At 50.2% G+C, this 25,339-nt stretch carries 23 protein-coding genes; all 23 read left to right on the top strand.

Going from position 1 to position 25,339, the window contains the following annotated elements:
* Nucleotides 1-62 precede the first annotated feature (62 nt).
* The 23 genes from wcaA to OGX94_RS18120 all read left to right on the top strand — a co-directional run bounded on the left by wcaA (nt 63) and on the right by OGX94_RS18120 (nt 24,879).
* Nucleotides 63-905 carry a colanic acid biosynthesis glycosyltransferase WcaA gene (gene wcaA / locus OGX94_RS18230; protein ID WP_000206145.1) on the top strand — a complete coding sequence of 281 codons (843 nt, stop codon included), beginning with the start codon at nt 63-65 and terminating at the stop codon, nt 903-905.
* 2 nt (nt 906-907) lie between these two features.
* Nucleotides 908-1,396: a colanic acid biosynthesis acetyltransferase WcaB gene (gene wcaB / locus OGX94_RS18225; RefSeq protein ID WP_032943932.1), complete on the top strand. Its 489-nt coding sequence runs from the start codon at nt 908-910 to the stop codon at nt 1,394-1,396.
* On the top strand, nt 1,393-2,610 hold the full coding sequence (gene wcaC / locus OGX94_RS18220; RefSeq protein ID WP_286569685.1) for a colanic acid biosynthesis glycosyltransferase WcaC: 1,218 nt from the start codon (nt 1,393-1,395) through the stop codon (nt 2,608-2,610). Before wcaB ends, wcaC begins: the two co-directional genes overlap by 4 nt.
* Entirely contained in the window at nt 2,585-3,802 is a 1,218-nt protein-coding gene (gene wcaD, locus OGX94_RS18215; protein WP_125112559.1) for a colanic acid polymerase WcaD, read from the top strand. Before wcaC ends, wcaD begins: the two co-directional genes overlap by 26 nt.
* Nucleotides 3,803-3,807: 5 nt before the next feature.
* The gene (gene wcaE, locus OGX94_RS18210; RefSeq protein WP_257661833.1) at nt 3,808-4,554 is read left to right on the top strand and encodes a colanic acid biosynthesis glycosyltransferase WcaE; all 747 of its coding nucleotides are present in this window, start codon (nt 3,808-3,810) and stop codon (nt 4,552-4,554) included.
* A gap of 9 nt (nt 4,555-4,563) precedes the next feature.
* Entirely contained in the window at nt 4,564-5,118 is a 555-nt protein-coding gene (gene wcaF, locus OGX94_RS18205) for a colanic acid biosynthesis acetyltransferase WcaF (protein ID WP_003834258.1), read from the top strand.
* 24 nt (nt 5,119-5,142) lie between these two features.
* Nucleotides 5,143-6,264: a GDP-mannose 4,6-dehydratase gene (gene gmd / locus OGX94_RS18200; RefSeq protein ID WP_003036748.1), complete on the top strand. Its 1,122-nt coding sequence runs from the start codon at nt 5,143-5,145 to the stop codon at nt 6,262-6,264.
* A 2-nt stretch (nt 6,265-6,266) separates the two neighbouring features.
* On the top strand, nt 6,267-7,232 hold the full coding sequence (gene fcl / locus OGX94_RS18195) for a GDP-L-fucose synthase (RefSeq protein ID WP_003834257.1): 966 nt from the start codon (nt 6,267-6,269) through the stop codon (nt 7,230-7,232).
* 2 nt (nt 7,233-7,234) lie between these two features.
* Entirely contained in the window at nt 7,235-7,714 is a 480-nt protein-coding gene (locus tag OGX94_RS18190) for a GDP-mannose mannosyl hydrolase (RefSeq protein WP_164562615.1), read from the top strand.
* A complete protein-coding gene (gene wcaI, locus OGX94_RS18185) occupies nt 7,711-8,937 on the top strand; it encodes a colanic acid biosynthesis fucosyltransferase WcaI (RefSeq protein WP_003834255.1) in 1,227 nt (408 codons plus the stop codon). Before OGX94_RS18190 ends, wcaI begins: the two co-directional genes overlap by 4 nt.
* Nucleotides 8,937-10,373: a mannose-1-phosphate guanyltransferase gene (gene cpsB, locus OGX94_RS18180; RefSeq protein ID WP_257661834.1), complete on the top strand. Its 1,437-nt coding sequence runs from the start codon at nt 8,937-8,939 to the stop codon at nt 10,371-10,373. Before wcaI ends, cpsB begins: the two co-directional genes overlap by 1 nt.
* A gap of 135 nt (nt 10,374-10,508) precedes the next feature.
* Nucleotides 10,509-11,879 carry a colanic acid biosynthesis phosphomannomutase CpsG gene (cpsG, locus tag OGX94_RS18175; protein ID WP_286569680.1) on the top strand — a complete coding sequence of 457 codons (1,371 nt, stop codon included), beginning with the start codon at nt 10,509-10,511 and terminating at the stop codon, nt 11,877-11,879.
* Between the two features lie 54 nt (nt 11,880-11,933).
* Nucleotides 11,934-13,328, top strand: a complete 1,395-nt coding sequence (gene wcaJ / locus OGX94_RS18170; protein ID WP_257661836.1) for an undecaprenyl-phosphate glucose phosphotransferase — start codon at nt 11,934-11,936, stop codon at nt 13,326-13,328.
* Between the two features lies 1 nt (nt 13,329).
* Nucleotides 13,330-14,808 (top strand): colanic acid undecaprenyl disphosphate flippase WzxC, encoded by a 1,479-nt coding sequence (wzxC, locus tag OGX94_RS18165; RefSeq protein ID WP_257661837.1) that lies wholly within the window; start codon nt 13,330-13,332, stop codon nt 14,806-14,808.
* A 23-nt stretch (nt 14,809-14,831) separates the two neighbouring features.
* A complete protein-coding gene (wcaK, locus tag OGX94_RS18160) occupies nt 14,832-16,112 on the top strand; it encodes a colanic acid biosynthesis pyruvyl transferase WcaK (protein WP_257661838.1) in 1,281 nt (426 codons plus the stop codon).
* Nucleotides 16,109-17,329, top strand: coding sequence for a colanic acid biosynthesis glycosyltransferase WcaL (wcaL, locus tag OGX94_RS18155; RefSeq protein ID WP_164562619.1), 1,221 nt, complete (start codon nt 16,109-16,111; stop codon nt 17,327-17,329). Before wcaK ends, wcaL begins: the two co-directional genes overlap by 4 nt.
* Nucleotides 17,330-17,340: 11 nt before the next feature.
* A complete protein-coding gene (wcaM, locus tag OGX94_RS18150; RefSeq protein WP_257661839.1) occupies nt 17,341-18,735 on the top strand; it encodes a colanic acid biosynthesis protein WcaM in 1,395 nt (464 codons plus the stop codon).
* A gap of 165 nt (nt 18,736-18,900) precedes the next feature.
* Nucleotides 18,901-19,794 carry a GalU regulator GalF gene (gene galF, locus OGX94_RS18145; protein ID WP_257661840.1) on the top strand — a complete coding sequence of 298 codons (894 nt, stop codon included), beginning with the start codon at nt 18,901-18,903 and terminating at the stop codon, nt 19,792-19,794.
* A 369-nt stretch (nt 19,795-20,163) separates the two neighbouring features.
* Entirely contained in the window at nt 20,164-21,249 is a 1,086-nt protein-coding gene (gene rfbB, locus OGX94_RS18140; protein ID WP_257661841.1) for a dTDP-glucose 4,6-dehydratase, read from the top strand.
* Nucleotides 21,249-22,148, top strand: a complete 900-nt coding sequence (gene rfbD, locus OGX94_RS18135; protein ID WP_286569673.1) for a dTDP-4-dehydrorhamnose reductase — start codon at nt 21,249-21,251, stop codon at nt 22,146-22,148. Before rfbB ends, rfbD begins: the two co-directional genes overlap by 1 nt.
* Nucleotides 22,149-22,198: 50 nt before the next feature.
* The gene (gene rfbA / locus OGX94_RS18130) at nt 22,199-23,077 is read left to right on the top strand and encodes a glucose-1-phosphate thymidylyltransferase RfbA (protein ID WP_257661843.1); all 879 of its coding nucleotides are present in this window, start codon (nt 22,199-22,201) and stop codon (nt 23,075-23,077) included.
* Nucleotides 23,078-23,080: 3 nt separating this feature from the next.
* Nucleotides 23,081-23,638: a dTDP-4-dehydrorhamnose 3,5-epimerase gene (gene rfbC / locus OGX94_RS18125; protein ID WP_257661844.1), complete on the top strand. Its 558-nt coding sequence runs from the start codon at nt 23,081-23,083 to the stop codon at nt 23,636-23,638.
* The gene (locus OGX94_RS18120) at nt 23,635-24,879 is read left to right on the top strand and encodes a flippase (protein ID WP_257661845.1); all 1,245 of its coding nucleotides are present in this window, start codon (nt 23,635-23,637) and stop codon (nt 24,877-24,879) included. The genes rfbC and OGX94_RS18120 overlap by 4 nt, the downstream gene beginning before the upstream one ends.
* Nucleotides 24,880-25,339 lie beyond the last annotated feature (460 nt).

Below are 25,339 nucleotides of genomic sequence, written 5' to 3'. Positions count from 1 at the left end.
CTGCCGGATGCGGCAAAAACGCCTTATCCGGCCTACAAAAGCGTATCTATCCGGAAACGAAAATGACGACAGAAAACCCGCTAATTTCAATTTATATGCCAACCTGGAACCGCCAGCAGCTGGCCATTCGGGCGATTAAATCGGTGTTGCGCCAGGACTACCCTCACTGGGAGATGATCATTGTGGATGATTGCTCTTCCTCATATGAGCAGTTGCAGCAGTTTGTTGAGGAACTCAACGATCCGCGCGTGTCGTATACACATAATTCCACCAACTCCGGGGCCTGCGCGGTGCGTAATCAGGCCATTATGCAGGCCAACGGGCAATACATTACGGGGATTGATGATGATGATGAATGGACGCCGAACCGCCTGAGCGTGTTCCTGCAGTATCGGCATCAACTGGTCACACGGGCGTTTCTGTATGCCAATGACTATGTCTGTGAGGGCGAAGTGTATTCGCAGCCGACCAGTCTGCCGCTCTATCCGAAGTCCGTTTATTCACGCCGCAGGTTTTATAAGCGCAACATCATTGGTAATCAGGTATTTACCTGGGCATGGCGGTTTAAAGCATGCCTGTTCGATACCACGCTGAAAGCGGCGCAGGATTACGACATCTTCCTGCGCATGGTGGTGGCGTATGGCAAACCGTGGAAGGTCAAAGAGGCGACGCAGATCCTGCATGTGAATCACGGCGAGATGCGTATTACCTCATCGCCGAATAAATTCTCCGGCTACTTTCAGTTTTACCGCAAGCACAAAGGCAAATTTGACCGGGCCAGCAAGAAATATCAGTTGTTTACCCTCTATCAGATCCGCAACAAACGGATGAACTGGCGCACGCTGCTGACGCTGCTTTCTGTTCGCAACAGTAAGCGTCTGGCCGACGGACTGCGAGGACGCTAATTATGCTGGAAGATTTACGCGCGAACGGTTGGAGTCTGCGCCCCTGCTGCATGGTGGCGGCCTATCGGATTGCCCATTTTTGCTCCGTCTGGCGTAAAAAAAATATCATAAACAACCTGTGGGCCGCCCCGGTGCTGGTGATGTACCGCCTTATCACCGAATGCCTGTTTGGCTATGAAATTCAGGCTGCTGCATCAATCGGTCGTCGTTTCACCATCCATCATGGCTATGGGGTGGTTATCAATAAACACGTGGTGGCGGGGGATGATTTTACCCTACGCCACGGCGTCACTATCGGCAATCTTGGTGCCAACGATCCATCCTGTCCGGTCATCGGTAACGGCGTTGAGTTGGGGGCCAATGTCACTCTGCTCGGCGACGTTGCTATTGGCGATAACGTGACGATTGGCGCCGGGAGCGTTGTGGTGGATAGCGTCCCGGACAATACGCTGGTCGTGGGCGAGAAGGCACGGGTGAAGGTAATAAAATGAAGATATTACAGTTTAATGTCCGACTCGCAGAAGGTGGGGCGGCAGGCGTGGCGTTAGATTTGCATCTGAGGTCGCTGGAAAAAGGGCTGTCGTCGCGGTTTGTCTATGGCTATGGCAAAGGCGGTAAAAAAAGCGCCAGTCATGCGAATTACCCGCAGGTTATCAAATATACGCCGCGCCTGACGTCGGCGGCGAACATTGCGCTGTTTCGTTTCGCGAACCGCGACATGTTTGGCAATCTCAACAAGTTATACCGTGAAGTTACCCGCACCTGCGGCCCGCTGGTACTGCATTTTCATGTGTTGCACAGCTACTGGTTGAACCTGGAAGAGGTGGTCTCTTTTTGCCAAAAAGTGAAGGCGCATAAACCGGATATCACCTTCGTCTGGACGCTGCACGATCACTGGAGCGTGACCGGGCGCTGTGCCTTTACTGATGGCTGCGAAGGCTGGAAAACGGGCTGCCAGAAATGCCCAACGCTCAGCAATTATCCGCCGGTAAAAGTCGATAAAGCCCATCAGCAGTTGCCCGGTAAGCGGCAGATGTTCCGTGCCATGCTGGCGCTGGGTTGCCAGTTTATCTCGCCCAGTCAACATGTGGCCGAGGCATTCAACAGCCTGTATGGCGTGGGACGCTGCTGTATTATCAATAATGGCATTGATGTGGCAACTGAAGCCATTCTTGGCGAACTACCCGCGATGCCTGCGGAGAGCGGTCGGCCGAAAATTGCCGTGGTGGCTCATGACCTACGCTATGACGGCAAAACCAGTCAACAACTGGTGCGAGCGATTGCCGCGCTTGGGGACAAAATTGAGCTGCATACCTTCGGCAAATTTTCGCCATTTGCGGGAGATAACGTCATCAACCACGGTTTTGAGAGCGATAAGCGCACGTTGATGAGTGCGCTTAACCAGATGGATGGACTGGTGTTCAGCTCCCGTGTCGATAACTACCCGCTGATTCTGTGCGAAGCACTTTCCATCGGCGTACCGGTAATTGCCACACACAGCGATGCCGCGCAGGAAGTGCTGGCTAAATCAGGCGGCAAAACGTTCAGCGAAGCGGACGTATTGCAGCTGGTGCAGCTGAAAAAATCAGACATTGCGCAGGCGGTATTTGACACGTCCCTTACCGCGTTCAGCCAGCGCAGTCGGGTGGCATACAGTGGGCAACAGATGCTGGAGGAATATGTCTCGTTCTATCAGAATCTGTAGCTATCTGGTGCTACCACTGCTTTATCTGCTGGTTAACGTCAAACTTGCCCAGCTTGGCGAGAGCTTCCCGATAACCATCGTCACGTTCTTGCCCGTTCTGCTGTTGCTGTTTGTCGAGCGCATCAATATCAAAAAATTAATGATCGCACTGGGCGTGGGGGGCGGGCTGACGGCGTTTAACTACCTGTTCGGTCAATCACTGGATGCCAGCAAGTACGTAACGTCAGCGATGCTGTTTGTTTATACCGTGGTGATTATTGGCATGGTGTGGAGTATTCGCTTCAAAACCATTTCACCGCATAACTACATTAAGATTTTGCGTTTTTTCTGGCTGGTGGTGGGGCTGGTGGTGGGGTTAGCTGCGGTTGAAATGGCACAAATAATTCTCAGCGGCGGCAGCAGTTTAATGGAAGTTATTTCGAAATATCTTATTTACAGTAACAGCTATGTTCTGAATTTTATTAAGTTTGGTGGGAAACGTACCACCGCACTCTATTTCGAACCGGCATTCTTCGCTCTGGCGTTAATCTCAATTTGGCTCAGTATCAAACAGTTTGGTATCAAAACACCTAAGTCCGATGCTATGATTCTGGCAGGGGTAATATTATCAGGATCTTTTTCAGGGGTAATGACGTTTATTTTGTTTTATCTCCTGGAGTGGGCATTCCAGTACCTGAATAAGGATGCGATAAAAAAGAAGCTACCGCTGGCGATAATCTCATTAAGCGTGTTTTTAGTTGGGGTGATATTTGCTTTTCCGTACATCGCAACGCGGCTTGGTGATTTAGGAACTGAAGGTTCGTCATCGTATTATCGTATCGTAGGACCATTGGTGATGGTCGGTTATTCATTACTGAATGTTGATGGCGTAGTGAGATTTGGCTCACTTTATGAATACGTCGCGTCATTCGGAATTTTTAACGGTGCAGATGTCGGTAAAACAATAGACAATGGTTTGTATCTGCTGATTATTTATTTTTCATGGTTCGCGGTGATATTAGCCCTATGGTACATGGGGAAGGTCATGAAAATGATGATCAATGCGTTTGGCGATAATCAGAATTATCGGGTGCAGCTTTATCTTTTTACACCGTTGTCCCTGTTTTTTACAGGTTCAGTATTTAGTCCGGAATACGCATTTTTAATTGTATGTCCGTTTATATTGCGCAAGGCGCTGAATATCGCGAGGTAACTCACATGCTGCTCAGTATCATTACCGTCGCCTTTCGCAATCTGGAAGGGATCGTCAAAACTCACGCATCGCTGGCACATCTGGCGCAAGCGGGTGATATCAGTTTTGAGTGGATTGTTGTTGATGGCGGCTCCTCGGATGGTACGTCGGCGTTTCTTGAAGGGCTCAGTGGGGAACACCGGTTACGGTTTGTCAGCGAGCCGGATAACGGCATCTATGATGCGATGAACAAAGGCATCGCGATGTCGCGCGGGCGGTTCGCGCTGTTCCTCAACTCCGGGGATATTCTGCATGCGGATGCGGCACATTTTATCCGCCAGTTAAAAACGCAGAGCGACCAAACCATGGTCATTGGCGATGCGTTGCTGGATTTCGGCAATGGCAACAAAATTAAGCGCCGGGCAAAACCAGGTTGGTATATTTATCACAGCCTGCCCGCCAGCCATCAGGCGATATTCTTTCCGCTCTCAGGACTGAATGTCTGGCATTATGATTTGCAATATAAAATATCGTCTGATTACGCGTTGGCAGCCCAATTATACAAGTCCGGTTACGCTTTTAAAAAACTGAGCGGGTTGGTGTCGGAATTTTCCATGGGCGGAGTGTCAACGACGAATAATCTGGAATTGTGTCGGGATGCCAAAAAAGTACAGCGCCAGATATTACACATGCCAGGTTTTTGGACCGGATTGTCAGAATATTTACGTCTGCGCACAACTGGTAAAACTAAAACCTTATATGGGAAAACGTAAGGGCATAGTATGCAAGATTTAAGCGGATTTGAAGTGCCTGGAGGTTTTCGCGGCGGTGGCGCTATTAAAGTGCAATTATGGTGGGCAGTGCAAGCAACATTATTTCGCTGGTCTCCACAGGTCATGTATCGCTGGCGTGCATTTTTATTACGAATGTTTGGCGCAAAAATAGGAAAAAACGTAGTCATTCGGCCTTCAGTAAGAATTACTTATCCGTGGAAATTAACCCTGGGAGATTATGCCTGGGTGGGTGACGACGCGGTTTTATATACGTTAGGTGATATTACGATTGGCGCCCACGCGGTTATTTCACAAAAAAGTTATTTATGCACCGGGAGTCATGATTATGCCAGTCAACATTTTGATATTAACGCCACGCCGATTGTGGTTGGCGCTAAATGCTGGTTGGCGACAGATGTCTTTGTCGCGCCTGGCGTGACGATTGGCGATGGCACCGTCGTTGGAGCACGAAGCAGCGTATTTAAATCGCTGCCAGCAAATGTCATTTGTCGGGGAAATCCCGCAGTAGTCACGCGCGAACGCGTCGAGAAAGTTACTCCCTGAGGGGATCACTGAAGAGGTTATAACATGTCAAAAGTCGCTCTCATTACTGGCGTAACCGGGCAGGATGGTTCTTACCTGGCAGAGCTTCTGCTGGAAAAAGGGTATGAAGTACACGGTATTAAGCGTCGCGCTTCATCATTCAACACCGAACGTGTGGACCACATCTACCAGGATCCGCATTCAGGCAATCCCAAATTTCATCTGCACTATGGCGATTTGACCGACTCCTCCAACCTGACCCGTATTTTACAGGAAGTCCAACCGGATGAAGTCTATAACCTGGGCGCCATGAGCCATGTCGCGGTGTCGTTTGATTCACCGGAATACACCGCAGACGTTGATGCGATCGGCACCTTGCGTTTACTGGAGGCGATCCGCTTCCTTGGTCTGGAGAAAAAGACCCGTTTTTATCAGGCGTCCACCTCTGAGCTGTACGGTCTGGTACAGGAAATCCCGCAGAAAGAGAGCACGCCGTTCTATCCGCGCTCGCCGTATGCCGTTGCCAAGCTGTACGCCTACTGGATAACCGTCAACTACCGCGAGTCTTACGGGATGTATGCCTGTAACGGCATTTTGTTCAACCACGAGTCTCCGCGCCGCGGCGAAACCTTTGTTACTCGCAAAATTACCCGGGCGATCGCCAACATCGCTCAGGGGCTGGAGTCTTGCTTGTACCTGGGCAACATGGATTCACTGCGCGATTGGGGGCATGCCAAAGATTACGTCAGGATGCAGTGGATGATGCTGCAGCAGGATAAGCCGGAAGATTTCGTGATTGCCACCGGCGTGCAGTATTCCGTGCGCCAGTTTGTAGAAATGGCGGCCGCTCAGCTGGGGATTAAATTGCGCTTTGAAGGTGAGGGCGTGAATGAGAAAGGCATCGTGGTTTCTGTGACCGGACACGATGCGCCGGGGGTGAAACCCGGGGATGTCATGATTGCCGTTGATCCGCGCTACTTCCGTCCGGCTGAGGTGGAAACGCTGCTGGGCGATCCGGCCAAAGCCCATGAAAAACTGGGCTGGAAACCGGAAATCACACTGCGCCAGATGATCTCGGAAATGGTTGCCAACGATCTTGATGCGGCGAAGAAACATTCCCTGCTCAAGTCGCACGGTTACGAGGTCGCTATCGCGCTGGAGTACTAAGGATGAAGACACAACGTATTTTTGTGGCGGGCCATCACGGGATGGTGGGGGCCGCCATCGTCAGACAATTGTCGCAGCGAAATAACGTAGAGCTGGTGCTGCGTACCCGCGACCAGCTTAATCTGCTGGACGCCGGTGCGGTGCAGGCGTTCTTCGCCACTGAACACATTGATCAGGTTTATCTGGCGGCGGCAAAAGTAGGGGGGATTGTGGCAAACAATACTTATCCTGCTGATTTTATTTATGAAAACATGATGATTGAGAGCAACATTATTCATGCAGCTCATCTGCATAACGTGAATAAACTGTTGTTTCTCGGGTCATCCTGTATTTATCCCAAGCAAGCCACCCAGCCAATCGCTGAAAGTGAACTGTTGCAGGGGACTCTTGAACCGACCAATGAACCGTATGCGATTGCCAAAATTGCCGGTATCAAGCTGTGCGAATCGTATAACCGGCAGTATGGCCGTGATTATCGCTCGGTGATGCCGACCAATCTGTACGGACCGCATGACAACTTTCATCCGAGTAATTCGCATGTGATCCCGGCTCTGCTGCGCCGCTTTCATGAGGCTCGCGAGCAAAATACGCCGGATGTGGTGGTGTGGGGAAGCGGGACGCCAATGCGTGAATTTCTGCATGTCGACGATATGGCGGCGGCCAGTATCCACGTGATGGAGCTGGCTCAGGAAGTGTTGCAGGAATATACCCAACCAATGCTGTCGCATATCAACGTGGGCACTGGCGTGGACTGCACCATCCGTGAACTGGCCCAGACCATCGCGCAGGTTGTGGGTTACAAGGGGCGCGTGGTGTTTGACGCCAGCAAACCGGACGGCACGCCGCGCAAATTGCTCGACGTTACGCGTCTGCATCAGTTGGGCTGGTATCACGAGATATCTCTGGAAGCGGGGCTTGCCAGTACATATCAGTGGTTCCTTGAAAACCAGCAGCGTTACCGGGGGTAAGCATGTTTTTACGTCATCAGGATTTTGCCACCGTTGTACGTTCAACTCCGCTGATTTCCATCGATTTGATCGTGGAAAACGCCCACGGCGAATTTCTGCTTGGCAAGCGCCTCAATCGTCCGGCGCAGGGGTACTGGTTCGTGCCCGGCGGTCGGGTGCAAAAAGATGAACCGCTGCGCGCGGCCTTTGAGCGGCTGACTGACGCTGAGCTGGGGTTACGTTTACCGCTGTCCGCTGCAGAGTTTTACGGGGTCTGGCAGCACTTCTATGACGACAACTTTTCCGGGGAAGATTTCTCAACGCATTACATCGTGCTGGGATTTCGTCTGCGGGTGTCGGAAAACGACCTGCAGCTGCCTGACGTTCAACATGACGCGTACCGCTGGCTGGCAATTGAAGAGATTCTGACCAGTGACCACGTGCACGACAACAGCCGGGCTTACTTCTGTGAGAAGAGTCAGGCCGGAGTACCCGGGCTATGAAGATCCTTGTGTATGGCATCAACTATTCGCCGGAGTTGACCGGTATCGGTAAATACACCGGTGAAATGGTGGAGTGGATGGCGCAACAGGGGCATGACGTACGGGTGATCACTGCGCCGCCTTATTATCCGCAGTGGAAGGTCAACGGTCGCTATTCATCCTGGCGCTATCGTCGTGAAGAGGGCGATGCCATCGTCTGGCGTTGTCCGCTGTATGTGCCTGAGCAGCCTTCTACGCTCAAGCGTGTGCTGCATCTAGGTAGTTTCGCCCTGAGTAGTTTCTTCCCGTTGCTGGCGCAGCGCCGCTGGAAACCGGATCGCATCATTGGGGTAGTGCCGACGCTGTTTTGTACGCCGGGCATGCGCCTGCTGGCGAAGCTGTCCGGGGCGCGCACGCTGCTGCATATTCAGGATTACGAAGTCGATGCCATGCTGGGGCTTGGCATGGCGGGCAAAGGCAAGCGTGGCGCGGTGGCAAAACTGGCCAGCGCCTTTGAGCGCAGTGGGCTGTTGAATATGGATCATATTTCGACCATTTCTCGCTCAATGATGAATAAAGCGCAGGAGAAGGGCGTTGATGCACAGAAGGTCATTTTCTTTCCGAACTGGTCAGAAGTAACACGTTTTCGTGACGTGAACGATGCCGATGCTCTGGCGTTGCGCCAGCAACTGGGCTTGCCTGATGATAAAAAAATCATTCTCTACTCAGGCAATATCGGTGAAAAGCAAGGGCTGGAGAGTGTGATCGACGCAGCGGCCCTGTTGAGCGAACAGCCCTGGCTGTTTGTGATTGTCGGGCAGGGCGGGGGGAAAGCGCGGCTGGAGAGTATGTCTAGTGAACGCGGCCTGAACAATGTGATGTTCTTTCCGCTGCAATCTTATGACGCGCTGCCTGCGCTGCTCAAGATGGCGGACTGCCATCTGGTGGTACAAAAGCGCGGTGCGGCGGATGCCGTATTGCCCTCCAAACTGACCAATATCCTCGCCGTTGGTGGTAACGCGGTGATTACCGCCGAACCTGAGACCGAGTTGGGTCAGCTGTGTGACGCTCACCCAGGCATCGCGGTGTGTGTCGAACCTGAATCAATGAATGCGCTGGTTGGCGGGATTCAACAGGCGTTAACCATGCCAAAAGTGAACACGGTGGCACGTGAGTATGCCGAACGCACGTTGGATAAAGAAAACGTGCTGAGCCAATTTATTGCAGATATTCGGGGTACATGATGAGTCAAAGCAAACTCTTTCCGGTGGTGATGGCCGGTGGCTCGGGTAGCCGTTTATGGCCTCTGTCCCGCGTGTTGTATCCAAAGCAGTTCCTGTGCCTGAAAGGCGACCTCACCATGCTGCAGACAACGATTTGTCGTCTGAACGGCGTGGAGTGCGAAAGCCCGGTGGTTATCTGTAATGAACAACACCGTTTCATTGTGGCGGAACAGCTACGACAACTGCACAAGCTGACTGAGAATATTATTCTCGAACCCGCCGGGCGCAATACGGCACCGGCGATAGCACTGGCCGCGCTGGCGGCAAAACGTCAAAGTCCGGGGGAAGATCCGCTGCTGTTGGTATTGGCGGCCGATCACATGATTGCCGACGAGGAGGCATTTCGCGAGGCGGTTCGCAATGCAATGCCCTACGCCAGCGCGGGTAAGCTGGTGACGTTTGGCATCGTGCCGGACCAGCCGGAGACCGGCTATGGTTATATACGTCGCGGCGAGGTTTCGCCATCCAATACCGACGCCGTGGCTTTTCAGGTGGCGCAGTTTGTTGAAAAGCCCAATCTGGAAACCGCGCAGGCTTACGTGGCGAGCGGCGACTACTACTGGAACAGCGGCATGTTTCTGTTCCGGGCCGGGCGCTATCTGGAAGAACTGAAAAAATATCGCCCCGACATTCTTGAGGCCTGCGAAAACGCCATGAGTACGGTTGGCCCCGATCTTGATTTTATCCGCGTTGATGAACAGGCGTTTCTCGCCTGCCCGGAAGAGTCTGTGGACTATGCGGTAATGGAACGTACGGCCGATGCGGTGGTGATGCCCATGAACGCAGGCTGGAGCGATGTTGGCTCCTGGTCATCATTGTGGGAAATCAGCGCCCATACCGCTGAAGGCAATGTGCATCATGGTGACGTCATTAGCCATAAAACGGAAAACAGCTACGTGTATGCCGAGTCTGGCCTGGTGACGACCGTCGGGGTGAAGGATCTGGTGGTGGTGCAGACCAAAGATGCGGTGCTGATAGCCGATCGCAACGCGGTGCAGGACGTCAAAAAAGTGGTGGAGCAAATTAAAGCTGACGGACGCCATGAACACCATATTCACCGTGAAGTTTATCGTCCATGGGGCAAGTACGACTCTATTGATGCCGGAGACCGTTACCAGGTGAAGCGAATTACCGTTAAACCCGGTGAGGGATTGTCCGTGCAGATGCATCATCACCGGGCTGAACACTGGGTTGTGGTGGCTGGTACCGCGAAGGTGACAATCAATAACGACATTAAACTGCTCGCTGAAAACGAGTCTGTCTATATTCCGCTGGGGGCGACCCATTGTCTGGAGAACCCGGGGAAAATCCCGCTCGATCTGATTGAAGTGCGCTCCGGATCTTACCTCGATGAGGATGATGTGGTGCGGTTTGCGGACAGATACGGGCGTACCTGATGCCGGATGCGCTGCGCTTATCCAGCCTACAACACCGTAGGCCCGATAAGCGAAGCGCGCCGGGAAATGCATTTAACACTCATTAAAAGGCTCATTAAGAGTCAGGGCCTCCTGTTGCCTGAAGAAGGGTAAATCATGACGAAATTAACCTGTTTCAAAGCCTACGATATTCGCGGCAGGCTGGGCGAAGAGCTGAATGAAGATATCGCGTGGCGTATTGGCCGCGCTTACGGTGAGTTACTGAAGCCAAAAACCATTGTCCTCGGTGGCGATGTGCGCCTGACCAGTGAGACGCTGAAGCTGGCGCTGGCGAAAGGACTGCAGGATGCAGGCGTGGATGTGCTGGATATTGGTATGTCGGGCACCGAAGAGATTTATTTTGCCACTTTCCACCTGGGCATTGACGGCGGTATTGAAGTGACCGCCAGCCATAATCCGATGAATTACAACGGCATGAAGCTGGTGCGGGAAGGGGCTCGACCTATCAGCGGTGATACCGGTCTGCGCGACGTGCAGCGCCTGGCGGAAGCCAATGACTTCCCGGCGGTTGATGAGACAAAACGTGGCCGCTACCAGCGCATTACTACCCGTGATGCCTACATTGACCACCTGCTGGGTTACATCAATCCAGCCAACCTGAAACCAATGAAGCTGGCGCTCAATTCCGGCAACGGCGCGGCAGGTCCGGTGGTTGACGCCATTGAAGCCCGTTTTAAGGCGCTGGGCGTGCCGGTCGAGTTCATCAAAATTCACAACATGCCGGATGGCAACTTCCCCAACGGTATTCCCAATCCTCTGCTGCCGGAATGCCGGGCCGACACGCGCAATGCAGTGATTGAACACGGCGCGGATATGGGGATTGCCTTCGACGGTGATTTTGACCGCTGCTTCCTGTTCGATGAAAAAGGTCAGTTCATTGAAGGCTACTACATTGTCGGCCTGCTGGCGGAAGCGTTTCTGGAGAAGAATCCGGGGGCGAAAATTATCCACGACCCACGCCTGTCCTGGAACACCGTGGATGTGGTGACGGCGGCAGGCGGTAAACCGGTGATGTCTAAAACCGGGCACGCGTTTATCAAAGAGCGGATGCGCCGTGAAGATGCCATTTATGGCGGTGAAATGAGCGCGCACCACTATTTCCGAGATTTTGCCTATTGCGACAGCGGAATGATCCCGTGGCTGCTGGTGGCGGAGCTGCTGTCTCTGAAAGGGCAGTCGCTGGGCGAACTGGTTCGTGACCGGATGGTGGCCTACCCGGCGAGCGGAGAAATAAACAGTACGCTGGCAGAGCCGACGGCGGCGATTGCGCGCGTGGAGCAGCATTTTTCCCGTGAGGCGTTGTCGGTGGACAGAACGGACGGTATCAGCATGTCGTTTGTCGACTGGCGCTTTAATTTACGCTCATCCAATACCGAACCGGTGGTGCGCCTGAACGTGGAATCGCGCGGAGATATTCCGTTGATGGAAGCGCGAACGCGCACTCTTCTGGCGTTACTGAATCAGTAATGCTGGTGCTTCCTTTGCCCGATGCTGGGCAAAGGGTGACTAACAGGAACCACGATGACACATCTAAAAAAGCGCGAACGCGCCAAAACCAATGCGTCGTTAATTTCGATGGTGCAACGCTTTTCAGATATCACCATCATGTTTGGCGGGTTGTGGGTAATCTGCGAATTAAGCGGTTTGCCTTTCCTGTACATGCACCTGCTGGTGGCGCTGATCACGCTGGTCGTTTTTCAGATGCTCGGTGGCATAACGGATTTTTATCGCTCCTGGCGTGGTGTCAAAATTTCCACTGAGCTGGTGCTGTTACTGCAAAACTGGACGCTGAGTCTGATTTTTTGCGCAGGTCTGATCGCCTTTAATAACGATTTTGACAACCGTCTCGCCGTCTGGCTGGCGTGGTATCTGCTATCCAGCGTTGGCCTGGTGTTGTGCCGTTCGTTTATTCGCTACGGCGCGGGATGGATGCGCAATCGCGGGTACAACACTCGTCGGGTGGCGGTGGCAGGTGAGCTGCCAGCCGGACAAATGCTACTGGACAGTTTTCGCCATGAACCGTGGCTGGGGTTTGAAGTAGCAGGTGTCTATCACGATCCTATCCCTGGAAAAAACTCCCGCGACTGGGCCGGTAATCTGCAACAACTGGTGGATGACGCCAAAGCCTCACGCATTCATAACGTTTATATCGCCATGTCGATGAGCGATGGCGCCAGCGTCAAAAAACTGGTGCGTGAGCTGGCTGATACCACCTGTTCTGTGATCCTTATTCCTGATGTCTTTACCTTCAACATTCTGCATTCACGGATTGAAGAGATGAACGGCATTCCGGTGGTGCCGCTGTATGACACGCCGCTCTCGGGGATTAATCGTCTGTTAAAGCGCGCGGAAGATATCGTGCTGGCTTCGCTGATCCTGCTGCTTATTTCTCCGGTGCTGTGTGGCATAGCGCTACTGGTAAAACTGACCTCCAAAGGACCGGTGATTTTCCGCCAGACCCGCTATGGCATGGACGGCAAACCGATCAAAGTCTGGAAGTTTCGTTCGATGAAAGTGATGGAAAACGACGCGGTGGTGACGCAGGCGACGCAAAACGATCCGCGCGTTACCCCTGTGGGGAATTTCCTGCGCCGAACATCGCTCGATGAACTGCCGCAGTTTATTAACGTGCTGACCGGAGGCATGTCTATCGTCGGGCCACGCCCACATGCGGTAGCGCATAACGAACAGTATCGCCAACTGATCGAGGGGTACATGTTACGCCATAAGGTGAAACCGGGGATTACCGGCTGGGCGCAAATCAACGGCTGGCGGGGTGAAACCGATACGCTGGAAAAAATGGAAAAACGTGTGGAATTTGACCTCGAATACATTCGCGAGTGGAGCTTGTGGTTCGATATCAAAATTGTTTTTCTGACGGTATTCAAAGGCTTTGTCAACAAAGCGGCGTATTAACATGAGCTTACGAGAAAAAACGCTTAACGGCGCAAAGTGGTCGGCGATTGCCACGGTGATCATCATTGGTCTGGGGCTTATCCAGATGACCGTACTGGCACGGATTATTGATAACCACCAGTTCGGGTTGTTAACCGTGGCGCTGGTGATCATCGCGCTGGCCGATACGTTGTCTGACTTTGGTATCGCCAACTCAATTATTCAGCGTAAAGAGATTGGCTATCTTGAACTGACCACGCTGTACTGGCTCAACGTTGGGCTGGGTATCGTGGTATGCGTGGCGATGTTTCTGCTGAGCGAGACGATTGCCCATGTGCTCAACAACCCAGAACTGGCACTGCTTATCAAAACATTATCACTGGCGTTTGTGGTGATACCGCACGGGCAGCAGTTTCGCGCGCTGATGCAAAAAGAGCTGGCCTTCAACAAAATTGGCATGATTGAAACCAGTTCGGTACTGGCCGGTTTTACCTTTACCGTAGTCAGCGCCCATTTCTGGCCGCTCGCACTGACGGCCATTCTCGGGTATCTGGTAAACAGTACGCTACGTACGCTGCTGCTCGGCTATTTTGGTCGCCGGATTTACCGTCCGGGGCTGCATTTTTCGCTGGCATCGGTTTCGTCGAATCTGCGTTTTGGTGCGTGGCTGACGGCAGACAGCATCATCAATTACATCAATACCAACCTTTCCACGCTGGTTTTAGCCCGCACGTTGGGAGCTGGCGTGGCGGGCGGATTCAATCTCGCCTGGAATGTGGCGGTTGTCCCCCCGATCAAACTGAACCCGATTATCACCCGCGTGCTGTTTCCGGCGTTTGCCAAAATCCAGGACGACAGTGAAAAGCTGCGAGTGAATTTTTACAAACTGCTGTCGGTGGTTGGGATTATCAACTTCCCGGCGCTGCTGGGACTGATGGTGGTGTCGAATAACGTGGTGCCGCTGGTATTCGGCGAGAAGTGGAACGGCATTATCCCCATCCTGCAACTGCTGTGCATTGTTGGGCTGCTGCGCTCGGTGGGGAATCCAATAGGATCGCTTTTGATGGCGAAAGCGCGGGTTGATATCAGCTTTAAATTCAATGTGTTCAAAACCTTTCTGTTTATTCCCGCCATTTTCATCGGTGGACATCTGGCCGGGGCAATTGGCGTGACGCTGGGCTTTTTGTTGGTCCAGGTGATTAACACAGTCCTCAGCTATTTCGTGATGATTAAACCTGTTCTTGGCCCCAGCTACCGCCAGTACATGCTCAGTCTTTGGCTGCCGTTGTATCTCTCCTTGCCAACCCTTGTGGTGAGTTATGCGCTGGGTGTGTTGCTGCATGGGCAACTGTCGTTGGGCGTGTTGTTGGGGAGCCAGATAGCGGCAGGGGCGCTGGCGTTTGCGCTAATGATGGTGCTGTCGCGTCATCCGCTGGTGGTGGAAATAAAACGCCAGCTCTGTCGCAGTGAAAAAATGAAAACCTTGCTCCGTGCAGGATAAGAACAACGCTTTAAGAGGTCATAATGAAACTATTAATTTTGGGCAACCATACCTGCGGGAACCGAGGGGATAGCGCGATCCTGCGCGGTTTGCTGGATGCCATTAACGCGTTGCGTCCTGAGACTGAAGTGGATGTTATGAGCCGTTACCCGGTGAGCTCCTCATGGTTGCTGAACCGCCCGGTGATGGGCGATCCGCTGTATTCGCAGATGAAGCAACACAACAACGCAGCGGGTGTTATGGGGCGCGTGAAGAAAGTGCTGCGTCGCCGCTATCAGCATCAGGTACTGCTCTCGCGTGTTACCGACTCCGGTAATCTGCGCAATATCGCTATCGCCCAGGGTTTTACCGATTTTGTTCGTCTGCTGTCGCGCTATGACGCCATCATCCAGGTCGGCGGATCGTTCTTTGTCGATCTGTATGGCGTACCGCAGTTTGAACATGCCCTGTGTTCGTTTATGGCGAAAAAACCGTTGTACATGATTGGTCACAGCGTGGGGCCATTCCAGGATGAGCAGTTTAATCAACTGGCGAACTACGTGTTTGGTCACTGTAATGCGTTGATTTTACGTGAATCCGTCAGTCTTGATCTGATGAAGCGCAGCGAAGTAACCACGGATAAAGTTGAAACAGGCGTGGATACGGCCTGGCTGGTCGACAATCATCATGAGGATTTTGAGCCAGGTTATGCGGTACAGCACTGGTTAGATATGGCGGCTAAACAGAAGACCGTTGCCATTACATTACGCGAGTTGGCCCCTTTTGATAAGCGTCTGGGGACAACGCAGCAGGCCTATGAGCAAGCCTTTGCCGGGGTGGTGAACCGCATCCTCGATGAAGGTTACCAGGTGATTGCACTGTCAACCTGCACCGGTATTGATAGTTACAACAAAGATGATCGCATGGTGGCGTTAAACCTGCGCCAGTATGTTAACGACCCGGCTCGATATCACGTGGTGATGGATGAACTTAACGATCTGGAGATGGGGAAGATTCTGGGAGCATGCGATCTGACGGTGGGTACTCGCTTACACTCGGCCATCATCTCGATGAATTTTATGACGCCTGCCATCGCCATTAACTACGAGCATAAATCGGCAGGGATTATGCAACAGTTGGGGTTACCGGAGATGGCTGTCGATATTCGCCACCTGCTCGATGGCAGCCTGGAAGGAAAGGTCGCCGATACCCTCGGACAGTTACCTGAACTGAACATACGGCTTGGGGACGCTGTGACACGTGAACGCGAACGCGGGGTACACATGGTGCAGTCGGTTTTAACGCGTATTGAGGGGGAAAAATGAAGATTGGCTTTTTCCTGCTTAAATTTCCGCTCTCTTCTGAGACCTTTGTACTCAATCAGATAACCGCATTTATCGATATGGGCTACGACGTGGAGATTGTCGCTTTGCAGAAGGGCGATCTTGAAAATACGCATGCCTCATTTAATACCTACCGGCTGGGTGAAAAAACGCGCTGGTTGCTCAATGAACCGGAAAGCAAACTGGCGAAGCTGAAATATAGGGCCGCGGCGGCTCTGCACGGTCTCACCCGCGCAGCGACCTGGAAGGCGCTTAATGTTGCACGCTATGGCGAGGAGGCGCGCAATCTGATTTTGGCGGCTATTTGCGGCGGGAATCCGCAGGCGTTTCAGGCAGATGTCTTTATTGCTCATTTTGGGCCGGCAGGCGTAACCGCCGCCAAGTTGCGTGAGCTTGGGATGATCCGCGGAAAAATCGCCACGGTTTTTCACGGCGTCGATGTTTCGCATCGGGATGTGCTTACCCGCTATACCCCTGAGTATCAGCAACTGTTTCAACGTGGAGATTTGATGTTACCCATCAGCAATCTCTGGGCCGGACGTTTAAAAAACATGGGATGCCCGCCGCAAAAAATCGCGGTTTCGCGTATGGGTATCGACATGACGCGTTTTACCCCTCGCCAACTGAAAGCACCAGCTGCACCGCTGGAAATTATCTCTGTCGCCCGGTTAACCGAGAAAAAAGGACTGCACGTCGCCATCGAAGCCTGTCGACAGTTAAAAGAGCAGGGCGTCTCATTTCGTTATCGCATCCTGGGTATCGGCCCTTGGGAGCGTCGTTTACGTACGCTGATCGAGCAATATCAACTTGATGACGTGATTGAGATGCCTGGCTTTAAGCCCAGTCATCAGGTAAAGGAGATGCTTGAGCAGGCGGATGTATTTTTACTGCCGTCGATTACCGGAAGAGACGGCGATATGGAGGGGATCCCGGTGGCGCTGATGGAGGCGATGGCGGTAGGTATTCCGGTGATTTCTACCGTTCACAGTGGGATCCCTGAGCTGGTCGAGTCGGGCAAGTCTGGCTGGCTGGCACCGGAAAATGACGCGCAGGCACTGGCAGAGCGTTTAACGGCATTTAGCCTGCTCGATAGTGAGCAGGTACAGCCGATTGTGCTGTGTGCGCGCGAAAAAATTGAAACTGAATTTAATCAGCTAGCGATCAATAAACAGTTAGCCAGTCTGCTGCAAACGATGTAAATCGAGGTTGTATGTCAGAGAACAAACTCTCACGCCGTACTTTTCTGACGGCAGGCTCTGCGCTTGTCGTGCTGCATTCTCCCGTTGTCCGGGCGCTTGAATCATCGGATAGCGTCAACATTCAGGATTACAACCCAAAGGATTGGGTCGCTTCTTTCCGGCAGGCGTTCAAAGAAGGACAAACGGTAGTCGTACCCAAAGAACTGGAATGTAAGGATCTCAATACCGCTGTCGTTATTCCGCCAGGCAAAACGCTACACCTGCAAGGGCGAATAAGCGGCAATGGCCGAGGGCGCTTTATTCTGCAGGATGGATGTAAGGTGATGGGTGAGCAGGGCGGGAGCCTAAGGAATGTTACCCTCGATGTGCGCGGTTCGGACTGCGTGATAAAAGGGATTGCCATGAGTGGTTTCGGCCCGGTGACGCAAATCTATATCGGCGGCAAAACACCGAGGCTGATGCGTAATCTGGTTATCGATGATATTACCGTCACACGCGCTAACTATGGGATCCTACGTCAGGGCTTCCATAACCGGATGGACGGCGTAAAGATTACAAACTGCCGTTTTAGCGATCTACAGGGAGATGCCATTGAGTGGAATGTGGCGATCAACGACAGCAACATCCTCATTTCTGACCATGTCATTGAACGTATTAACTGTACCAATGGCAACGTGAACTGGGGCATCGGCATCGGACTGGCGGGCAGTACCTATGACAATTCCTATCCCGATGAACTGGCGGTAAAAAACTTTGTCGTGGCGAATATCACCGGTACCGACTGTCGACAGCTAGTCCATGTAGAGAACGGCAAACATTTTATCATTCGTAATATCACTGCACGAAATATTACCCCAGATTTTAGTAAGAAAGCGGGCATCGATAATGCGACGGTCGCTATTTATGGATGCGATAATTTCGTGATTGATAATATCAATATGGAAAATAGCGCAGGTATGCTCATTGGCTACGGTGTTATTAAAGGACGATATTTATCCATTCCGCAGAACTTTAAGTTAAATAATATCCATCTGGATAACACAAAACTTGAATATAAATTACGCGGCATTCAGATCTCATCAGGTAATGCAACGTCGTTCGTGGCCATCACCAACGTTGAGATGAAGCGAGCCACGCTTGAGTTGCACAACCAACCGCAGCACCTTTTTTTACGTAACATCAGAGTGATGCAGCAATCCGCAACAGGACCCGCGCTCAAGATGCACTTCGATCTACGCCAGGATGTGCGCGGCAAGTTTATGGCTAAGCAGGATACCTTGTTATCACTGGCGAATATCCATGCGGTAAACGAAAGCGGGCAAAATTCAGTTGACATCGATCGGGTAAACCATCAGGTGGTGAATGTCGAAGCGGTGAATTTTCGACTGCCGGGGCAGGGGAGGTAACTTTGCGACCATTCCTGGCAAAAGTTGTACCCGCCTGGGATTAAGATTACTGCATTCCGCAGTTAAGCGGCGTAACATACGCGGCATCGGAGTAATGTAATTCATACTGGCTAAAACAAGCTAAAAAGCTATAATTCAACAACAATTGAATAGGTGAATGACTTAATGATTAATTTGAAAGCAGTTATTCCGGTAGCGGGTCTGGGGATGCACATGTTGCCTGCCACGAAGGCAATCCCTAAAGAGATGCTGCCGATCGTAGACAAGCCGATGATTCAATACATTGTCGACGAAATTGTAGCTGCCGGTATCAAAGAAATCGTTCTGGTGACTCATGCGTCTAAGAATGCAGTTGAGAACCACTTCGACACCTCTTACGAACTCGAATCACTCCTTGAGCAGCGTGTTAAGCGCCAGTTATTAGCCGAGGTTCAGTCTATCTGTCCTCCGGGCGTGACTATCATGAACGTTCGTCAGGCTCAGTTGCTGGGTCTGGGGCATTCCATTCTTTGTGCTCGCCCTATCATTGGCGATAACCCGTTTGTCGTGGTATTACCTGACGTCGTTCTGGATACCGCAAGTGCGGATCCGTTGCGCTACAACCTCGCTGCCATGGTGGCACGTTTCAATGAAACCGGGCGCAGTCAGGTGCTGGCTAAACGTATGGAAGGTGATCTGTCTGAATACTCTGTTATTCAAACCAAAGAGGCTTTGGACAACGAAGGTAAAGTCAGCCGTATCGTTGAGTTCATTGAAAAACCCGACCAACCGCAAACGCTGGATTCCGATCTGATGGCCGTAGGGCGCTACGTGCTTTCGGCTGATATTTGGGCAGAACTGGAAAAAACTGAACCAGGTGCCTGGGGACGTATTCAGTTAACTGATGCTATTGCAGAATTGGCTAAAAAACAGTCTGTTGATGCTATACTGATGACAGGCGACAGCTACGACTGCGGCAAGAAGATGGGTTACATGCAGGCATTCGTTAAGTATGGACTGCGTAATCTGAAGGAAGGTCCGAAGTTCCGTAAGAGCATCGAGAAGCTACTGAGCGAATAGAAGTTCACGTCTTTGTGATGGTAAGCCAGAAAAAATAGCGGCAGCTAACATCCCAGCGTCTGTGCTTTAGGCAATGGAATGTTACTGTCGTTTTTTATATTAAAAATGAAGGATTACAATAAGTTAACCTACCAAGTTTAATCTGTTTTTTGTTGGATTTTTTCTTGTTTCTGGTCGCATTTGGTAAGACAATTAGCGTTTGAATTTTAGATAGCTTCGCGCTAACTGGTGAGGCTAGTTACGTCATTATCATTAAGTAGTGCTCTGGTTGCTGCAAAGCCAGGGGCGGTAGCGTGCATAATGCCCAGAAACGTGCATTATGTGCCAGCATATTAATAGTATTCGTATAAACGATATTCGGAATTAAACGTGAAAATACTAGTTACTGGTGGAGCGGGTTTCATTGGATCTGCAGTAGTTCGTCATATTATTAAAAATACTCAGGATACCGTTGTTAATGTCGATAAACTTACCTACGCCGGTAACCTGGAGTCCCTTGCCGAAGTCAGCGAAAATAATCGCTACTATTTTGAACACGCGGATATCTGTGATAAAGCGGCAATGGAGCGTATTTTTGCCACTCATCAACCGGATGCGGTGATGCACCTGGCAGCTGAAAGTCACGTTGACCGCTCCATCACAGGGCCAGCAGCATTTATCGAAACGAATATCGTCGGTACTTATGTACTGCTGGAAGCTGCTCGTGGCTACTGGAACGAGCTGGATGCAGGTAAAAAACAGGCATTTCGTTTCCATCATATCTCCACAGATGAAGTATACGGCGACCTAACACATCCAGATGAAGTGACTGCCGGTAATGTGTTACCTCTGTTCACTGAAAAGACAGCTTATGCGCCGAGTAGCCCATACTCTGCTTCAAAGGCATCCAGCGATCACCTGGTTCGCGCATGGCTGCGCACCTATGGTTTTCCAACGATTGTCACCAACTGTTCCAATAACTATGGGCCGTATCACTTCCCTGAAAAACTAATCCCGCTGGTGATTCTGAATGCGCTGGAAGGCAAAGCATTGCCAATTTATGGCAAAGGCGACCAGATTCGCGACTGGCTTTATGTCGAAGATCACGCCCGAGCGTTGTATACAGTTGTGACTCAGGGAGTTGTAGGTGAAACCTACAATATCGGTGGTCATAACGAGAAGAAAAACCTGGACGTGGTACATACTATTTGTGATCTGCTTGATGAAATCGTGCCGAAAGAGGGTTCTTATCGCGATCAAATTACTTACGTGACTGACCGGCCTGGACACGATCGCCGCTATGCGATTGATGCAGCGAAAATCAGCGATGAACTGGGCTGGAAGCCGCTGGAAACTTTCGAGAGCGGGATCCGTAAGACTGTTGAATGGTATCTGTCGAATACGCAATGGGTTGAAAATGTGAAAAGCGGCGCCTACAAGACGTGGATCGAACAGAATTACGGAGAACGCCAGTAATGAATATTCTGCTGTTTGGTAAAACGGGCCAGGTGGGTTGGGAATTGCAACGTGCACTAGCCCCGCTGGGGAACCTGATTGCGTTAGATGTACATTCAACTGATTATTGTGGTGACTTTAGTAATCCGCAGGGAGTGGCAGACACCGTGCGTCGTATCCGGCCTGACGTTGTCGTCAATGCAGCTGCCCATACAGCAGTAGATAAGGCTGAGTCCGAAGTTGAATTTGCCCGGTTGCTTAATACGACCAGTGTGGAGGAAATTGCCAGAGCTGCCGCAGAAATCGGGGCGTGGGTGGTGCATTACTCCACGGACTATGTTTTTCCTGGCACCGGCGAAACACCATGGCGCGAAACGGATGCTACAGCGCCGCTGAATGTTTACGGTGAAACCAAACTGGCGGGAGAAAAGGCGCTTCAGACGCACTGCGCCAACCATTTGATTTTCAGAACCAGCTGGGTGTATGCAGGTAAGGGTAATAATTTTGCGAAAACGATGCTGAAACTGGCAAAAGAGCGTGCAGAGCTTTCGGTGATTAACGACCAGTTCGGTGCGCCAACCGGGGCTGAACTTCTTGCGGACTGTACGGCGCATGCTATCCGTGTTGCGATGAACAAACCCGACGTAGCTGGACTCTACCACCTGGTTGCGGGTGGAACCACGACCTGGCATGACTATGCTGCACTGGTGTTCGACGAAGCCCGTAAAGCAGGAATTAAACTGGCATTAACCCATTTAAATGCGGTGCCGACCAGTGCGTATCCTACACTCGCACGCCGCCCAACAAATTCTCGCCTGAACTCCGACAAATTCCAGAATAACTTTGATCTGGTATTACCGCAGTGGGACGTTGGTGTAAAACGTATGCTGAATGAGTTGTTCACGACAACGGCGATTTGAACTTTTTTAATGCCCGTGAGCGGGCATTTTGTACACAAAGAGATGATGAAATGAAAACGCGTAAAGGGATTATTTTAGCTGGCGGCTCAGGAACTCGTCTTTATCCAGTCACTATGGCTGTAAGCAAGCAACTGCTGCCGATCTATGATAAGCCTATGATCTATTATCCGCTTTCCACGCTGATGCTGGCAGGGATTCGTGACATCTTGATTATTAGTACCCCACAGGATACCCCGCGATTTGAACAGTTATTGGGCGACGGTAGCCAGTGGGGACTAAATATACAGTATAAAGTACAACCGACGCCGGATGGCCTAGCCCAGGCATTTATTATTGGTGAAGAGTTTATTGGTGACGATAACTGTGCCTTGGTACTAGGTGATAACATTTTCTACGGACATGATCTTCCTAAGCAGCTAGAGGCCGCCTTGAATAAAGAGTGTGGCGCGACTGTTTTTGCTTATCATGTCAACGATCCCGAGCGTTATGGAGTCGTGGAATTTGATCGCGATGGTACAGCTATATCACTTGAAGAGAAGCCCTTGGAACCCAAAAGTAACTACGCGGTGACAGGTCTCTACTTTTATGACAACCGGGTAGTGGATATGGCTAAGTGTCTAGAGCCGTCTTCCCGAGGCGAATTGGAAATTACCGATATCAACCGGCTCTACCTAGAGCAGGGTGATCTATCTGTAGCTATTATGGGCCGTGGATACGCTTGGTTGGATACAGGAACACATCAAAGTCTGATCGAAGCTAGCAATTTTATCCAGACCATAGAAGAACGCCAGGGGCTGAAAGTCTCCTGTCCGGAAGAGATCGCCTTTCGTAAAGGCTTTATTGATGCAGGGCAGGTCAAAAAACTGGCGGCCCCTCTCGCTAAAAATATTTATGGTCAGTACCTGCTGAAAATGATTAAAGGTTACTAAGTAATGAATGTGATTAAAACCGCTATTCCTGACGTATTGATTTTTGAACCGAAGGTATTTAGCGACAATCGTGGCTTCTTTTTCGAAAGTTATAATCAACGTATTTTTGAGGATGCCATCGGACGAAAAGTTGAATTTGTCCAAGATAACCACTCTAAATCTAGTAAAGGTGTATTGCGTGGGCTACACTTTCAGTTAGCCCCATATGCTCAGGGTAAACTTGTTCGCTGCATCGAAGGCGAAGTCTATGACATTGCAGTCGATATTCGTAAATCATCTACCACGTTTGGTCAGTGGATTGGGGCCACTCTTTCTGCTGATAACAAGCGGCAGCTGTGGATCCCTGAAGGATTTGCCCACGGTTTTTTGGTGCTGAGTGAGACAGCTGAGTTTGTGTATAAAACCACTAACTACTATAAATCGCAGTCGGAACGGGCCATCAGATATGACGATCCGAACCTCAACATCCAGTGGCCGATTAATGTCGATTTGAAACTCTCACCTAAGGATGAGGGAGCTTCTCTGCTGAATACTATTCCGGTGAATGAGCTATTTGAATGAGTATAATAAAAAATAGCATCTGGAATGTTGCTGGCTATATTGTACCTGCGATTATCACTATTCCTGCTTTGGGACTATTGGGGCGGGTATTAGGTGCGGAAATGTTCGGTATATTTACTCTTGCACTCGCAATAGTAGGCTATGCCAGTATTTTTGATGTGGGGTTAACCCGTGCTGTCATCCGAGAAATATCTATTTTTCGTGATGAGTTGGAAGAAAAAAAGAAAATAATATCTACGGCATCATTGTTGGTTATAATAATGGGTGTCATCGCAACACTGGTACTATATTTTTTTAGCGATACGGTTACTGATCTACTCAAGATTAGTTCTGCTCTACATCAGCATGTTGTGAATTCTTTAAAAATTTTAGCACTTTCAATTCCAATCTTTCTTGTGACACAGATATGGTTAGCCATTCTTGAAGGAGAAGAAAGATTCGGTATTCTTAATATTTATAAATCCATCACTGGCTCACTGCTTTCTTTATTACCTGTGGTTTTTATTTACATTCGCCCAACTCTAGAATTCGCTATTATCGGATTGGTTATATCAAGGTTATTTTGTTTGGTTTTTGCTTTCTTTCTGTGTAAGAATATTATAATTCAATCGAAACTTTTTTTTAGCGGCTCAACGCTGAAACGTTTATTGATGTTTGGAGGTTGGATCACAGTCAGTAATATCATTAGTCCACTGATGGCTTATTTTGACAGGTTTATCGTTTCTAACCAGCTAGGTGCTGCAGTTGTTGCATTTTATACAGCACCATCTGAAGCTGTAGCAAGATTAGGTATTATCCCCGGAGCATTTGCCCGAGCCATATTCCCTCGGTTAAGTTCGTCAACCAACGCAATTGAAAGAAGACGTAGTAAAAAAATAGTAACCTTGTTGTTGCTGTTAATAACTTTACCGTTGCTATTAATTGGACTAGTGGCAGGGAATTGGATGATGACTCTTTGGATGGGACCCGCGTTTGCAGGATTATCAGCAATGGTACTGTCTATTTTGCTAGTTGGATTTGTATTGAACTCGTTGGCTCAGGTGCCTTTTGCAAGCATTCAATCGCGTGGATTTGCAAGGATTACGGCCTATATCCATCTTTTTGAATTAGTACCATATTTGGCAATGTTATTTTATTTGATAAAAAACCACGGCATTATTGGTGCAGCCATTGCTTGGACAATAAGAATGGGTGTGGATTATTTATTATTGTCTCTAATTGACCGAAAGCTTGATAGATAACTATAGCTTAATAAGATAAAAATGGTCATCATCAAATAGAAGGGCTAGTTAGCCATGATATATATCTGTTATGGAAGTCTTTTCTAAAGTTAGATGCGTTTCTAATTATATTAAAATTAATTTGTTCTGGCCTTTATTTCGCATTGTATCGCATGGTTTCTGGTAAGCGTAATTGAATGAATCACTTCTAATGATGTTATTAATTTCCATCCATCAAAGCTTATACATTTTTGATATGGTACGCTACTATATGTTTTATTTTAACCATTGATGAACCGTCTCATTCAACGCTAATTTACAGTACTATTGTTCAAATAAATGAAGTCGTTGTAGAAAATTTTCGAAGCTGTACAGAGGAATAAACTTTTAGATTTTTGTATGCAGTTACAGATAAAATGGGGCTGTCTGTAGTTGAAGCAATGCTGACAGTTCTCAATTATATTGATGTTTCGGTTCCAAT

Origin of the sequence: Citrobacter sp. Cpo037, from assembly GCF_030332945.1 — a bacterium.
Classification (GTDB): Bacteria; Pseudomonadota; Gammaproteobacteria; order Enterobacterales; family Enterobacteriaceae; genus Citrobacter; species Citrobacter portucalensis.
The sequence above is the reverse complement of the archived record's forward strand: the minus strand, read 5'-3'. Positions and strand labels throughout refer to the sequence as shown.